This is a genomic window from Proteus myxofaciens ATCC 19692 (assembly GCF_001654855.1).
Classification (GTDB): Bacteria; Pseudomonadota; Gammaproteobacteria; order Enterobacterales; family Enterobacteriaceae; genus Proteus; species Proteus myxofaciens.
The window spans coordinates 15,979-30,907 of sequence record NZ_LXEN01000013.1 but is presented as its reverse complement, the minus strand read 5'-3'; the positions used below and the strand labels follow the sequence as shown (position 1 = coordinate 30,907).

General features: G+C 34.8%; 12 protein-coding genes. 10 read left to right on the top strand and 2 right to left on the bottom strand.

All coding sequences use genetic code 11. The features are described 5' to 3' along the window. The first annotated feature begins 78 nt into the window (after positions 1 to 78). The 7 genes from fimA to M983_RS01370 all read left to right on the top strand — a co-directional run bounded on the left by fimA (position 79) and on the right by M983_RS01370 (position 7,227). On the top strand, positions 79 to 639 hold the full coding sequence (fimA, locus tag M983_RS01400) for a type 1 fimbrial major subunit FimA (RefSeq protein WP_066745919.1): 561 nt from the start codon (positions 79 to 81) through the stop codon (positions 637 to 639). Between the two features lie 60 nt (positions 640 to 699). Continuing rightward, positions 700 to 1,242, top strand: a complete 543-nt coding sequence (locus tag M983_RS01395) for a fimbrial protein (RefSeq protein ID WP_066745917.1) — start codon at positions 700 to 702, stop codon at positions 1,240 to 1,242. Positions 1,243 to 1,264: 22 nt separating this feature from the next. Continuing rightward, positions 1,265 to 1,957, top strand: a complete 693-nt coding sequence (locus tag M983_RS01390) for a fimbria/pilus periplasmic chaperone (protein WP_066745922.1) — start codon at positions 1,265 to 1,267, stop codon at positions 1,955 to 1,957. 32 nt (positions 1,958 to 1,989) lie between these two features. Continuing rightward, positions 1,990 to 4,578 carry a fimbrial biogenesis usher protein gene (locus M983_RS01385; RefSeq protein WP_066745915.1) on the top strand — a complete coding sequence of 863 codons (2,589 nt, stop codon included), beginning with the start codon at positions 1,990 to 1,992 and terminating at the stop codon, positions 4,576 to 4,578. A 20-nt stretch (positions 4,579 to 4,598) separates the two neighbouring features. Then, on the top strand, positions 4,599 to 5,594 hold the full coding sequence (locus M983_RS01380) for a fimbrial protein (protein WP_066745912.1): 996 nt from the start codon (positions 4,599 to 4,601) through the stop codon (positions 5,592 to 5,594). 19 nt (positions 5,595 to 5,613) lie between these two features. After that, complete coding sequence (locus M983_RS01375) at positions 5,614 to 6,159, top strand: fimbrial protein (RefSeq protein WP_066745906.1); 546 nt, start codon at positions 5,614 to 5,616, stop codon at positions 6,157 to 6,159. A 171-nt stretch (positions 6,160 to 6,330) separates the two neighbouring features. After that, positions 6,331 to 7,227 (top strand): endonuclease/exonuclease/phosphatase family protein, encoded by an 897-nt coding sequence (locus M983_RS01370; RefSeq protein ID WP_066745903.1) that lies wholly within the window; start codon positions 6,331 to 6,333, stop codon positions 7,225 to 7,227. Between the two features lie 161 nt (positions 7,228 to 7,388). On the opposite strand, the gene M983_RS01365 is transcribed toward M983_RS01370, so the two are convergent. Together M983_RS01365 and M983_RS01360 are read right to left on the bottom strand one after the other, a co-directional pair. Further along, complete coding sequence (locus tag M983_RS01365) at positions 7,389 to 8,549, bottom strand: pyridoxal phosphate-dependent aminotransferase (protein WP_066745901.1); 1,161 nt, start codon at positions 8,547 to 8,549, stop codon at positions 7,389 to 7,391. 277 nt (positions 8,550 to 8,826) lie between these two features. Beyond that, positions 8,827 to 10,875: a choline transporter gene (locus M983_RS01360; RefSeq protein WP_066745898.1), complete on the bottom strand. Its 2,049-nt coding sequence runs from the start codon at positions 10,873 to 10,875 to the stop codon at positions 8,827 to 8,829. A gap of 206 nt (positions 10,876 to 11,081) precedes the next feature. Here M983_RS01360 and betI point away from each other — a divergent pair, with 206 nt between their 5' ends. From betI to betA, 3 genes are read left to right on the top strand one after another with little or no spacing between them, the layout of a single operon-like run. Continuing rightward, positions 11,082 to 11,669, top strand: a complete 588-nt coding sequence (gene betI / locus M983_RS01355) for a transcriptional regulator BetI (protein ID WP_066745895.1) — start codon at positions 11,082 to 11,084, stop codon at positions 11,667 to 11,669. 35 nt (positions 11,670 to 11,704) lie between these two features. Continuing rightward, the gene (betB, locus tag M983_RS01350; RefSeq protein ID WP_066745893.1) at positions 11,705 to 13,183 is read left to right on the top strand and encodes a betaine-aldehyde dehydrogenase; all 1,479 of its coding nucleotides are present in this window, start codon (positions 11,705 to 11,707) and stop codon (positions 13,181 to 13,183) included. Between the two features lie 45 nt (positions 13,184 to 13,228). After that, the gene (betA, locus tag M983_RS01345) at positions 13,229 to 14,899 is read left to right on the top strand and encodes a choline dehydrogenase (RefSeq protein WP_066745891.1); all 1,671 of its coding nucleotides are present in this window, start codon (positions 13,229 to 13,231) and stop codon (positions 14,897 to 14,899) included. Positions 14,900 to 14,929: the final 30 nt, after the last annotated feature.

Below are 14,929 nucleotides of genomic sequence, written 5' to 3'. Positions count from 1 at the left end.
GTTATTTTAATAGCTTTAACGTTGTCTTTAAATAAAGTGGTTATTTATATTTATCTGTAATGTAAAAGGAAAAATTCAATGTCAAAACGTAATTTGCTAGCTAAAACAGCTGTCGCTGTGGCTATTTTATCTCTAAGTAGCCTTGCATCTGCTGCGACCACTGTCAATGGCGGTAAAGTTCATTTTACAGGTCAAATCGTTAATGCAGCATGTGCTGTTAGTGCAGATTCAACTAACCAAACTATCAATATGGGCCAATACAGAACGGCTTTATTTGATGCTGTTGGTAAAACATCAGGTAAAATTAATTTCTCAATTAATTTAGAAGATTGCGACACAACTGTATCAGAAAATGCTTCTGCTTCATTCTCTGGTGTGAGTGATTCAAATGATAAAACAGTTCTAGCAATTAGCAATATCAGTGGTGGTGCTTCTGGTGCTGCAAGTGGTGTAGGTATTGAGCTATTAGATCATACAGGAAAAGTACTTGTACCTGATGGCTCTGTATATTCTACTGCTAAAAAATTAATTGATGGCTCTAATACCCTCGATTTCTCTGCACGCTATAAATCAACATTAGCTCAGGTTAATCCTGGTCAAGCTGATTCAGATGTGACATTCAGAATTCAATACGATTAATTATATTAATTAAATAAGAAGTATGGCTAGAAATAGTCATACTTCTTTATAGAGGGATATATGAAATATAATTTAATACTACTTTCTATTTTATTTTCTTGTATTTCATTGAGTTCTTATGCCATTGGTAAAACTCATGTCATTATAGATGGCGGTATGGTTCATATGAGAGGAAGTATCAGTGAACCGGCATGTAGTGTTTCTCCTGAAAGTCAAAATCAAATTATTGATTTAGGTGTTATTAGCAGTAATAAATTTCATGGAGTAGGAAGCCGTTCAGTGAAAATACCCTTCACACTAAAACTCATGGATTGTAATAAAAACATAAGTGATAAAGTTAGCTTTTTAATGTTAGGTGATGTTAATAAAACAGATGGCAGAATATTTAATATTGTTGACCAAATAAGTTCAGCATCGGGTGTGGGTATTGCATTATATAATCAAGAAGATGACATCATAATACCTAATTCAGATAATAAATATATATTTATTAAGGAAAATAAAACTGAATTAAATTTTTCGGCGCGCTATATCGCTACTCATGATCACGTTATTGGTGGCAAAGCGGATGCCACAGTTTTATTTATTATTAAATATAATTAATTATATTTTTTCAGAGGCGAGTATGTATTTATTATATAGACATTTCATTACTGGTATATTTCTTCTTTTATTTTCTTCATTAACTTATGCGGGTGGTATGGCGCTAGGTTCAACACGCATTATATATCCATTAGATGCCAAGCAAACATCAATTAACATTACCAACACAGATAAAAAGGTAAGATTTCTGGTGCAATCATGGGTTGATAATGAAAATGATGTAAAAGTAAACGATTTTATAGTGACGCCACCATTATTTGTGAGTAAACCTGAAAGTGAGAATACACTACGATTAATCTATGCAGGTCAACCATTACCTACAGATAGAGAAAGTTTATTTTGGTTAAATAGTAAATCAATACCTGAAATAGAAAGAGATGAAATTCAGAATAAAAATATACTACAACTTGCTATCTTATCCAGAATTAAAATATTTATGAGACCACAAGGGTTAACTTTTAAATTAGAAGATGTGCCTGATAGCATTGAGTTTAAATCGGTAGAAAATAATCTCTCAATTAAAAATCCATCGCCTTATTATGTCACATTAATAAATATTAAATCGGGTAAAGAAGATATAAAGAGTATGATGTTATCTCCTCTATCAACGATTAATATAAAAACAAATAGCAATATTAATACGAATATTTCGTATCAAACAATTAACGACTATGGTGCAACGACGCCAATAATATCAAAACAAATCGGAAAGTAATATTGCTAGATTAACTTATGGTAAGGTTTTTTATGTTAAAGTACAAAAAAACGATCTTAAACGTACCTATATTACTAGGTTCTTTGTATTCTAGTATTTGTTATTCTGACACGTTTTTTAACCCGGCTTTAATATCAAGCTTTGATGGTGAAGTTGCAGATTTATCAAGATTTGATAAAGGAGAAGGACAACCTGAAGGTGTCTATCTTGTCGAAATTTATATTAACGATGACTATGTTGATTCTAAAAATATTCTTTTCTATCAAAGTGATAAATCAACAGATGACACAGGATTATTACCATGTTTAAGTGAAGAACAACTTAAAAATATAGGTGTTATTTTAAATAAAGAAAATGAGAATACGGAAAAAAAATGCGTTGATATTTTAACTAAAATAGATAAATCAAATATAAAATTCAATTTTGAAGATCAAAAAATCTATTTGAGTATACCTCAAGTTTTTGTAAGAAGTCGTGTTAGAGGTTATATTCCTCCTGAAAAGTGGGATAATGGTATTAATGCTTTTTTATTAAATTATAACTTTACTGGAAGAAACAGTAAGAATTATAAAGATAATATTAATTACAATAACTATTTTTTAAGTTTAAATTCAGGATTAAACATAAAATCATGGCGATTAAGAAATAAAAGTACATGGAATTATGCTAACGGTGATAATAATCAAAATAAATGGAAAAGCATAAGAACCTATGCACAAACTATTTTAATTCCTATTAAAGGTGAATTAACGGTTGGTGATTCATTCTCTAATGGCACTATTTTTGATAGCCTTGGTTTTCGTGGTGCAAAAGTCGAATCTGACGATAATATGCTACCAGATAGTATGCGAGGATTTGCACCGACTATTAAGGGCATCGCAAGCAGTAATGCGATGGTGACTATCAAACAAAATGGCTTTGTGATTTATCAAACATCAGTACCACCTGGTGCATTTGAAATTAATGATCTGTATGCGACTTCTAGTAGTGGTAATCTAGATGTCATCATTAAAGAAAATAATGGCAAAGTTACCCGATTTGTTGTGCCTTATTCCAATGTACCCATTTTACAACGTGAAGGTCGCTTAAAATATGAAGTTTTAGGTGGTGAATTTAGAACAGGCTCAAGCTTACAAGATAAGCCTAATTTTGCACAAGCAAGCTTAATTTATGGTTTACCTCATAATATGACTATTTATGGCGGAACTCAGTTTTCAAATAAATATCAGGCGTATGCGTTAGGGTTAGGGGGTAACCTTGGTTATTTAGGAGCATTATCTGCTGATATTACCCAAGCTAATAGTATTTTACCTAATGAGGAGCATAAAAAAGGGCAATCATTTAGATTGTTATATGCGAAATCGCTAAGTAATACAGGAACTAACTTCCAAATAATGGGTTATCGATATTCAACACAAGGCTATTATACGTTGAATGAAGTAAGCTATAAAAGAATGAGTGGTTATGTTATTAAAACGCAAGATGGTCCAGTAAAAGTAGAAGATGAATTATCGGATTACTATAACTTAAATTATTCGAAAAAAGGGCGTTTTCAAATAAATGTTAACCAGCAAGTAACTGATAATAGCTCTCTTTATGTATTAGGGTCTTATCAAACGTACTGGAGAACAACAGATACTGAGCAATTATGGCAAGTCGGATATAACGCAAGCATTAATTCGATTAACTATAATTTAAGTTTTACAAAATCAAAATCTCCGGGTTTAGATTCAGATAATAAAAATATTGCTTTTAATATTTCTATTCCAATCAATGAACTATTTAATAACGGTCGTGTTAATGATCTAAAATCAAATAGCAATAGTATGTATGCTGTGTATTCGATGAATAGAAGCAATGATAATCAGTTAATTCAACAAGCGGGATTAACAGGAACATTATTAGAAGACAATAATTTAAGCTATAACATCCAACAAGGCTATGCTAATAAGAATATAGGTTATTCAGGTATGGTTTATGGAAACTATAAAGGTAAATATGCCAATATCGGCAGTGGCTATAATTATAGCAATGACTGGCATGAACTTAATTATAGTTTAAGTGGTGGTGTTGTTGCTCATTCAGAAGGTATTACATTAAGCCAACCATTAGGTGATACTAATATATTAATTAAAGCAGATAACGCAGATAATATTCGAGTAGAAAATGCGAATGGCGTTTTAACCAATAGCAACGGTTATGCTATTTTACCTTATGCATCTACATATAAAGATAATCGAGTTGCTCTGGATATTAATTCTTTAGGTGAAAATGTAGAGTTAGATAATTCAGTCGTTAATGTGGTACCAACAAAAGGCGCATTAGTTAAAGCTGATTTTAAAACAAATATTGGTTATCGAGCAATGATTAACTTATTAAAACCTAACGGTAGTAATGTGCCATTTGGTGCTATTGCTATCGATGAAGCACGCCTTGTTAGCGGTATAGTCGGTGATAATGGTAGCTTATTTATTTCAGGCTTAGCACCAAGTGGAAAATTAAAAGTGCAATGGGGTAATAAGCAAGATCAACAATGTATATTTAATTATGAAATAAATGAAAAATCGAGAAATGAAAAAGGCATTTATTTCATTAATTCATCTTGTCAATCTTATAAATAGCATATTGAGTGAGTTTTATTATGTTCAGAACATTGCTTTTATTATTAATATCGACGGTATCAACTCATGCTTTTGCTGTAACATGTATTAATGGTTGTAATGAAAATATATACACATCATTAAGCGGACAATTAACAGCATCAGAAAATAAAGTCGGTGCAACAAAAGATAGTTCGTCAATTAGTCTTTCTAATCGTGCAACACTAGTATGGAGTGCAGGCCAAGGGCAAACATGGGCAACATATTCTGATGGTCTAATTCCTGCGGCTAATACAATTGGAAGTACGTGGAATTTTGCTAAGATTGATGATTATATCTCAGTTGCTTTTAGAATGCGTAATAATTGTAGAACGTTGTATGCCCCTTATAATGCACCCACACTAGATTCAGGATGTAATGTGCGTTCTTATACTGATGGCCAACAGCTACTTGTTTCACCAAGAACATATGAAACTAAAATTAGAATTGATAAAGGCATTATTTCAGGAACCTATGCAAAGAATGTTTATGTAGGTGAATTCGGGTTTTGCCAACCCATGAACTGTTCAACAAAACAAGTGATATTGAATAGGCTTTATTTGAATGTGTCTTTTTCGGTACCGCAATCTTGTGAAATTAATTCAGGACAAGTGATTAAGGTTGATTTTGGAAATATTCCATCTTCTAGTTTTAAAGTTCCTGGGAAAAAAGCTGATGGTGTTAATTCGGTATCGAGAAACTTAAGTATTAAATGCGACAATATGGATGCCAGTGCCAATTTAACGATGCGATTGCAGGCAGATAATGTTCAAGGCAATGCAATTGTTTCTAATAATAAAGATGTTGGCTTTGTTGTGGCTAGCTCTGATGGTTCAGAATTAACCCCAAATGACTTATCTAGCTTTATCCCATTTAAATTAAATGGAAGCTTCAATTCAAACGTTAATATTAATGTTTATCCTGTTAGCATTACAGGTTTAACGCCTGCTGAAGGGATGGTTTCATCGAGTGGGTTATTACGTGTTGATTTTCCTTAATGAAAATAGGGTTATAATTATGAATGGTAAATCTTATAGTTTAAATATGAAACCCTATATATTATGTTTGCCTTTTATTGCTTTATTAATGAGTGAAACAACAAAAGCAGAATTAGGTAATACAAATATTGTAATGACAGCAAATATTATTGCTAAGGGGTGTAATGTTGGCACTGACTCATTAAATAAATTTGTCGATTTAGGTATTTGGGGAGCCAAAAGGTTTAAAGATAATAAAAGTTCTGAGCCAATTAAATTTACGATTAATTTAACTGATTGTAATGTGCATACGACAGGAGTGAAAGTGACATTTAATGGTGATGCTGATCCTGTAGATAATACCTTATTTAAGCTATCAGGTAATGACTCTGCTAAAAATATAGGAATTGCAGTGTTAGATAGAAATAAAACTAAAGTATTACCAGGAAAGGAAAGTATTATTTATCCTATAAGTTCTAATAATCTATCAGCACTTGATTTTTATGCACAATATAATGCGACGAGTCCTATAGTGACAGGAGGAAGTGCGAATAGCCAAGTGTTATTTACACTAGAATATCCTTAATTAAGTAACAATAATAAAGAGTATCGCTGTATATAAATAAAGGGTGATACTTTTTTATTCTATATTTTTATTTCAAAATAAATCTGTGGTTTATATCACAGTGTCATATTTCCAATGTGATAGCTTGTAGTTGACTATTAAATGTCACTTTTGTTATTTATCGGGGAAAGTATGAAAAAAGATATCATATCTATTATTGTTAGTGCTGGGGTATTGCTCTCATCTAGCGCTATAGCAAATACAGGTTCTGAAATTTTAGCCGTGCAATCAGGTGGTACACCAGATAAAGTGTATCAAAAGAATAAACCAACCATTAAAGTCGCAACATACAATATTGGCAAAAACGAAGTCTCTGCTGATGTTGCCAACTTTGATAAGCTTAATCAAGCGATAAAAAATATAGATGCTGATGTTATTGTTATTACTGAAGTCGATAACAAAACAGCCCGTAGCAAAAATATTAATCAGCTTGAAGAGCTTGCTAAAGCTAACAATATGCATTTTGCTTTTGGTAAAGCACTCGATTTTGATGGTGGACAATATGGTGTAGGAATTTTATCAAAATATAAAATTGATAAATCCCAAGTTGTTAATTTACCTTCAGGTGATGCTGAGCAACGTATTGTTTTACTATCACAAATCACTAAGCCGGGGTTTGATTCACCGATTATCATTATGGGAACACATCTTGATTGGCAAAAAGATCCCACCGTTCGTATTGGTCAAGTAAGACATTTACTTGATGCAACAATTGGTGATACTGATACGGGGTTCGACAATATTTCGACATCCATAAAAATATTAGCAGGTGATTTTAACTCAACGGCTAATGAGCAACCCATTCAAGAAATTCGTTATTTTTGGAACTCTGTTGAAAAACCAAATACTGACTATCGTAGTTGGCCCGCAATTAATCCTGCTATTGATATTGACCATATTTTTACGTTTAAAGGGCAAAAATGGGATGTTAAAAATATGACAATCCCTAAAGATTCAGCTTCATTTAAATGGTCTGACGCAAGTGATCACTTGCCTGTAATTGCCGAACTTGAGTTACAAGAACAATAAATTTTTATATCGTAAAAATGTAAACACTCAATTTAGAGCTTAAGGATAAGATAACCCCAGCATGATATTAATATGCTGGGGTTAGTTTTTGATAGGTTCGTTAATCGTAGTATAAAAAGATGTTGATTTAATGAAATGAGCTACTGTTTATTTTATTCAAATTAAATCCAACCTTTTTCACGAAAGGCATACAATACTGTGACAAAATATTGCATTTCTTCTGGTGTTCCTAATGTTAAGCGATTCCAACCATAAGCAGGAGGAAATTCACGACCAACCATAATATGCATTTCTTTCATTCTATTTTGGTATGTTTTTAAATCACCTTTAATTTTATGAAAGATAAAGTTTGCGTGAGACGGAAGGTATTCAATATTAAGATCTGCTAGTGCGGTTTCTACTATTTTTCGTGAAGTTGCAATAGATTTACGGCTATATTCAGCATAATTCTTGTCATTAATAGAAGCTATAGCAGCGGTGGCACCTGCAATATTAATATTATCAACCGTAACAAAGTCATTAACTTGTTCAATAATCTCTGGGGTTGCAATACCATAACCGATACGAAATCCGGCTAATGCATATATCTTAGAGAAAGTCCTAGTAATGATAAGGTTATTATATCCAGCATAGACAAGTGGTATTGCACTGACAAATTCGGGAGATGAGGCAAATTCGGCGTAGGCTTCATCTATAATAAAAAAGATATTTTCGTTGGCAGATTTTATCCATTGATTAAGTATCGTCGTTGAGGTAACAGTGGCTGTTGGATTATTTGGATTACATAAATAGATAAGACTAATGCCATTAAATGAATGCGCTTTTTCCTGCATCAATGGGAAGTTAAAGGCGAGGGTTTTATCATCAACAGGGACTTTAATAATATCTATTCCTAATGGTTTTGCGCAATACTCTGCGTAATCAAAAGTAGGATCAGGAACAATTAACTGAACCTTTTTTTGCTCTTTTTGTCCTTTATTTGCAATAAATTGCACAGCGGCTTTAATGGTTTCTGACGAGCCATTTCCTAATGTAATATGCTTATCTGATAGATTAAACGCTTTTGCTGTTTCACTTAGTAATGTATTGCGAGCACTATCAGGATAACGAAACGCATTAGGAAGAGCATCAATAATCGCTTGTTTTGCTTTTGGCGACATTCCTAGTGAGTTCTCATTAAAGTTTAATAGTAACGGATTGTTTGCCGTAAATATGCGTTTACTATTGAGTGTTTCCTTGGCGTAACTATTATTAATTAAGCTGCTGATGCTAAGGCTACCAAGTAGTAAGCTTGACGATGTTAAAAATGACCGACGATCCATATTGTGTATCCCATCTTGTGTTTTGCAAGTTGACTATTTTGTACTTTATTAATTTACTTAGATTACTAAAAAATGATCTAATGTAAATAATTATGTTTAAAAAATGTATTTTTATGCACTTTTTGATGGTTTTAATAAGTGGGATGTTAGGATGCCCGATGGCTGGAGTGAGTAAAGATTAGGGATAAGATTTTTACGATTAAATAAGGTAGGAAATATTTTGGTATAAAAGAAAAGGGAGACCATAAATGATCTCCCAATAGGTTAATATAAATAATTATAATTCATTTGATTCAGGGAATGTTAATGTCACACCCGGTGCTTCTCGACTAAGATGAATGAAATTTAGATGCTTTTCATATTGATCTAAAATATCGCTGATCACCTGTTCTTTAGTATAATCCATTAAATCATTACCTTGTGTACCTTCCCATAAATACGTCTCTAAACGGTAGTAATTTGATTTACCAATACGAGCGCGATAAGTAAAAGCAGGTACTGAATAACGCTGTGGCCAAATTTGGTAAATAAAGTGTTGCTCTTGCCCTAAATCGACGACTAATTCCAATTGATGCAAACGTTCATCTTCTTCAAAAGGATGACAAGTAAATTCAACTTTTGCACCTCGTAATGACAGTTCTTCAGCGACTTCTTTCATTGCAGGAATACAGACTAAATCTAACATACGTTTAGTGTAGGTTGTGCCTGGGAAATTCATGACACGGCCTAAACGCTGTTTCCAATTCATTGTACCATGGGCATATACAGGCGCTGGAGGCGTTGTATTTAATGAACTAACCCGTCTGAAATCTTCTACTTTTAATGATTTATAAAGACCCGCCATAATAAAGAAAATAACAAAACTAAAAGGAAGCCCCATTATTACCGTGGTATTTTGTAATGTAGAAACACCATCAGCCATTAACATACCGAGTGTTAATAACCCTATTGCAATAGACCAAAAAATACGTAACCAATTAGGTGCATCATTATTAATATCACTTAATTGCGAAGTAAAATTCCCTAATACAAGTGATCCTGAATCCGCAGATGTAACATAGAATAATAATCCAGTGATTGTCGCAAGTGAGGCCGTTAAGCCAAAACCAGGATAAAGCGATAATAAGGAATAAAATCCCTTTTCGGGTGCTTCTAAAACGGTTTTAGCGAATTCTTGATTACCATGCATGACTTCATAAAGTGCACTATTACCAAATATGGATAGCCATAACAAGGTGAAAACAAAAGGAATAATCAACGTGCCAATAACAAATTGACGAATTGTTCTTCCTCTTGAAATTCGGGCTAAAAATAGACCAACAAAAGGCGACCATGCTACCCACCAAGCCCAGAAAAAGAGTGTCCAGCTATTCATCCACGCAGTTGGTTTATCAAACGCAAAGCTATTTAATGTCATGCCTAAAAAGCGACTCACATAATCGCCAACGTTTAATACGAGAGCATTTAATAGAAATGATGTATCACCTGCAAATAAAATAAATAGGATTAAACCAAGGGCAAGTAGTACATTCAGTTCGGATAAAATACGAATACCTTTATTGACACCTGAAGTGGCCGAGATTATTCCCATAATAACAGAGAGTAAAATAAGCCCACCTTGAACACTCAGGCCTTGGGGTAAATCAAAAAGTACTTTTAGTCCATAATTTAGCTGTACAACGCCAATACCTAATGTTGTGGCAATACCAAATATGGTGCCTAATACAGCGGCGATATCAACGGTATGCCCAATGGGACCATAAATACGTTGGCCAAATATAGGATAAAGTGCAGAACGTATGGTAAGAGGCAAGTTATATCGATAACTAAAATAACCAAGAGCAATACCAATAAGAGCATACATTGACCAGCCCGTCAGGCCATAGTGGAATAGAGTCCACACCATCGCCTGACGAGCTGCTTCTATTGTTTCGCCTTCACCTGTTGGCGGTAGCATATATTGTGTAATCGGCTCTGCAACAGAGAAGAACATTAAATCAATACCAATCCCTGCGGCGAATAACATTGCGGACCAGCTTAAAACACTAAATTCAGGCTTTGATTGTTCAGGACCTAATTTAATATTACCAAAACGTGAAGAAGCAATGAAAATAACAAATACGATATATAAAGTCGCCGCTAATAGATAATACCAACCGAATGTATTCGATACCCATCCTAATGTTGCAACGATCCACTTATTTGCTGTATCGGTCATTAATATTGTAAAGAACGAGAAAGCTAAAATAAGCGTTGCTGATGCGAAAAAAACGACAGAATTTAATTTGTCTTTCTGTTGCTTTTTTGAGCTATTAAGAGTTGTCATCAGAAAATTCCAAAAATTTATTTATTTAAAAAATAATGTTGCATTCTTTGCTAATTGTTTGAATTTGTAGCAAAGATTTAGGTTTTCACTACTGACTCCTTAATAAAATGTAAATTATTTGTAATAAACAATAGTTAATATTGATTGAATGTTCAATCAAAAAAACGTTTAATAAAAGAGTGAAATGTATTTTTTAGGTTTAAATCATGCCGAAGATAGGAATGCAGTCGATACGTAAACAGCAGTTAATTGAAGCCACATTAGCGGTTATCAATGAAGTTGGGATGCAAGAAGCCAGCATTGCATTAATAGCCCGCAAAGCCGGTGTTTCTAACGGCATTATTAGTCACTATTTTCGTGACAAAAATGGTTTGTTAGAGGCGGCTATGCGTTATATCCAGTATCAACTTGGTTTTGCTGTTGCTATTCGTTTAAGGATGTTAAGTGATGCTGAACCAAAATTACGCATTCAAGCTATTGTAGAGGGTAATTTTGATACATCACAAACAAGCGAAGCTGCAATGAAAACGTGGTTAGCTTTTTGGGCTAGTAGTATGCATCAGCCTAACTTACATCGGTTACAAAGAGTTAATGATAGAAGGCTTTACTCAAATTTGAGCTACGAATTTGGGCGTGTATTACCCAAACATAAGGCACGATTGGCTGCGAATGGTCTAGCAGCACTTATTGATGGATTATGGTTACGTAGCGCGTTAAGTAATAGTCCATTTTCACTCTCAGAAGCTCAAATCATCACGAATGAATATATCGACATGCAACTTAATCTACGGTAATAAAAAACCAATAAACAAATAATAAAGGAGATCACATGCAAAACCCACCACTAAATAAACTTTATATTCATGGCGGATATGTTGATTGTGCACAACCTGAAAGTGAACAATTTCCAGCAATTAATCCAGCCAATGGTGATGTGATTGCCCATTTGCAGTCAGCAAGTGAAGAAGATATTAACAAAGCGGTAGAAAGTGCAAAGCAAGGACAAAAAGTCTGGGCTGCAATGACCGCTATGGAACGTTCTCGTATCTTACGACGTGCTGTTGATATTTTAAGAGAGCGCAATGATGAACTCGCTCACTTAGAAAGCCTGGATACAGGTAAGCCTTTATCCGAAACACGTTATGTTGATATTGTCACTGGTGCTGATGTCCTTGAATATTATGCAGGACTTATTCCTGCTCTTGAAGGTGAGCAAATTCCATTACGTGATACTTCATTTGTTTATACCCGACGTGAACCATTAGGTGTTGTTGCAGGTATTGGTGCTTGGAATTATCCTATTCAAATAGCTTTATGGAAATCAGCACCCGCTCTCGCTGCTGGTAATGCGATGATCTTTAAACCAAGCGAAGTAACTTCATTAACCGCTTTAAAATTAGCTGAAATTTATAGTGAAGCAGGTTTACCAGACGGTGTATTTAATGTCGTTACGGGTAAAGGTGGTGAAGTTGGACAATGGCTAACCGAACATCCTGATATCGCGAAAATTTCATTTACTGGTGGCATTGATACCGGTAAAAAAGTGATGGCAAATGCTTCAGCATCAAGTTTAAAAGAAGTCACGATGGAATTAGGTGGAAAATCACCCCTGATCATTTTTGATGATGCTGATTTAGATTTAGCCGCTGATATTGCCATGATGGCGAATTTTTATAGTTCAGGACAAGTTTGCACTAATGGAACTCGTGTATTTGTACCTGCGTCATTAAAAAAAGCATTTGAAGATAAAATTGCACAACGAGTTGCACGCATTAGAATTGGCTCACCTCTTGATATGGATACGAATTTTGGGCCATTAGTCAGCTTTTCTCATTTGGAAAAAGTCTTGAGTTATATTGAGTTAGGAAAAAATTCAGGCGCTAAATTATTGTGTGGTGGTCATCGCCTAACAGACGGCGATTTTGCTCAAGGTGCCTATGTTGAGCCAACAGTATTTACCGATTGTACTGATGATATGAAAATTGCTCAGGATGAAATATTTGGTCCTGTTATGACAATTTTAAGTTACGAAACGCAAGAAGAAGCTATTTTGCGTGCAAATAATAGTGTTTATGGCTTAGCAGCGGGGATTGTCACTAATAATCTTACTCGAGCACATCAAGTTATACATCAATTAGAAGCAGGGATATGCTGGATAAATACATGGGGTGAATCTGCTGCTGAAATGCCAGTTGGCGGTTACAAACACTCTGGTGTTGGACGTGAAAATGGATTAGTCACATTACAAAGCTATACACAAATCAAATCTATTCAAGTTGAACTTGGGGAGTTTGTATCCGTTTTTTAATTCATCCTTTTTTAATTATAAATGACTGAAACAGAGGAGATAACAATGGTCTATGACTACATTATTATCGGTGCTGGTTCAGCCGGTAACGTTCTTGCTACCCGCTTGACAGAAGATCCTGAAGTTACTGTGCTGCTCCTTGAAGCTGGAGGTCCTGACTACAGGTTCGATTTTCGTACACAAATGCCCGCGGCTTTAGCTTACCCATTACAAGGTAAACGCTATAACTGGGCTTATGAAACTGATCCTGAGCCTCATATGAATAATCGACGCATGGAATGTGGACGAGGTAAAGGCCTTGGTGGCTCATCATTAATTAATGGTATGTGCTATATCCGTGGTAATGCTATGGATTTTGATGAATGGGCTAAATTACCCGGTCTTGAGGATTGGAATTATTTACAATGCTTGCCTTATTTCCGCAAAGCCGAGACTCGTGATATTGGTGCAAATGATTATCATGGTGATAAAGGGCCTGTAAGTGTTACAACGCCTAAATCAGATAATAATGTGCTCTTTCATGCGATGGTTGAAGCAGGTGTGCAAGCAGGGTATCCAAAAACTGATGATTTAAATGGTTATCAGCAAGAAGGCTTTGGTCCTATGGATAGAACGGTGACACCACAAGGTCGCCGTGCAAGTACAGGACGAGGTTATCTTGATCAAGCAAAACAACGCAAAAACTTGACGATAGAAACACATGCAACCACGGATATTATCGAATTTGAAGATAAAAAAGCGGTAGGTGTGCGCTATTTTAAAGGTGATAGTACAACGGCGCTACATGTTAAAGCGAAAAAAGAAGTCCTTCTTTGTGCTGGTGCGATTGCATCACCCCAAATTTTGCAACGTTCTGGCGTGGGGCCTGAAGAGGTATTAGCGGAGTTTAATATCAAACCCGTACATGTACTACCTGGTGTTGGTCAAAACTTGCAAGATCACTTGGAAATGTATTTGCAATATGAATGTAAACAGCCAGTTTCTCTTTATCCTGCCTTAAAATGGTATAACCAACCAAAAATTGGCGCACAATGGTTATTTAAAGGTACTGGGATTGGTGCAAGTAATCAATTTGAAGCAGGTGGTTTTATTCGTTCTAGTGAAAAATTTGCTTGGCCTAATATCCAATTCCATTTTTTACCTGTTGCGATTAACTACAATGGTTCTAATGCGGTTAATGTCCATGGATTCCAAGCTCACGTTGGCTCTATGCGTTCACCAAGTCGAGGTCGTGTAAAACTAACATCTCTAGATCCTCGTCAGCACCCGAGTATCTTATTTAATTACATGTCATCAGAACAAGATTGGGAAGAGTTCCGAGCTGCAATCCGTATCACACGTGAAATTATGTCCCAACCTGCATTAGATGCGTATCGTGGTGAAGAAATTAGCCCAGGTAAACACATCAATAGCGATGAAGAGCTAGATGCCTTTGTGAGAGAGCGAGCAGAAACAGCATTTCATCCTTGTGGCTCTTGCAAAATGGGAACTGATGAAATGGCGGTTGTTGATGGTGAAGGTCGCGTCCATGGCCTTGAAAGCTTAAGAGTTATTGATGCTTCTATTATGCCACAGATAATCACGGGTAACTTAAATGCCACAACAATTATGATTGCTGAAAAACTAGCAGACAAAGTTAGAGGCGTTAAAGCATTACCACAAAGTCAGGCAAAATACTATGTTGCAGGTGATGCACCTGCAAGAAATCATCTTTAATCTAAAACTGACAGAAATATATATATAAGC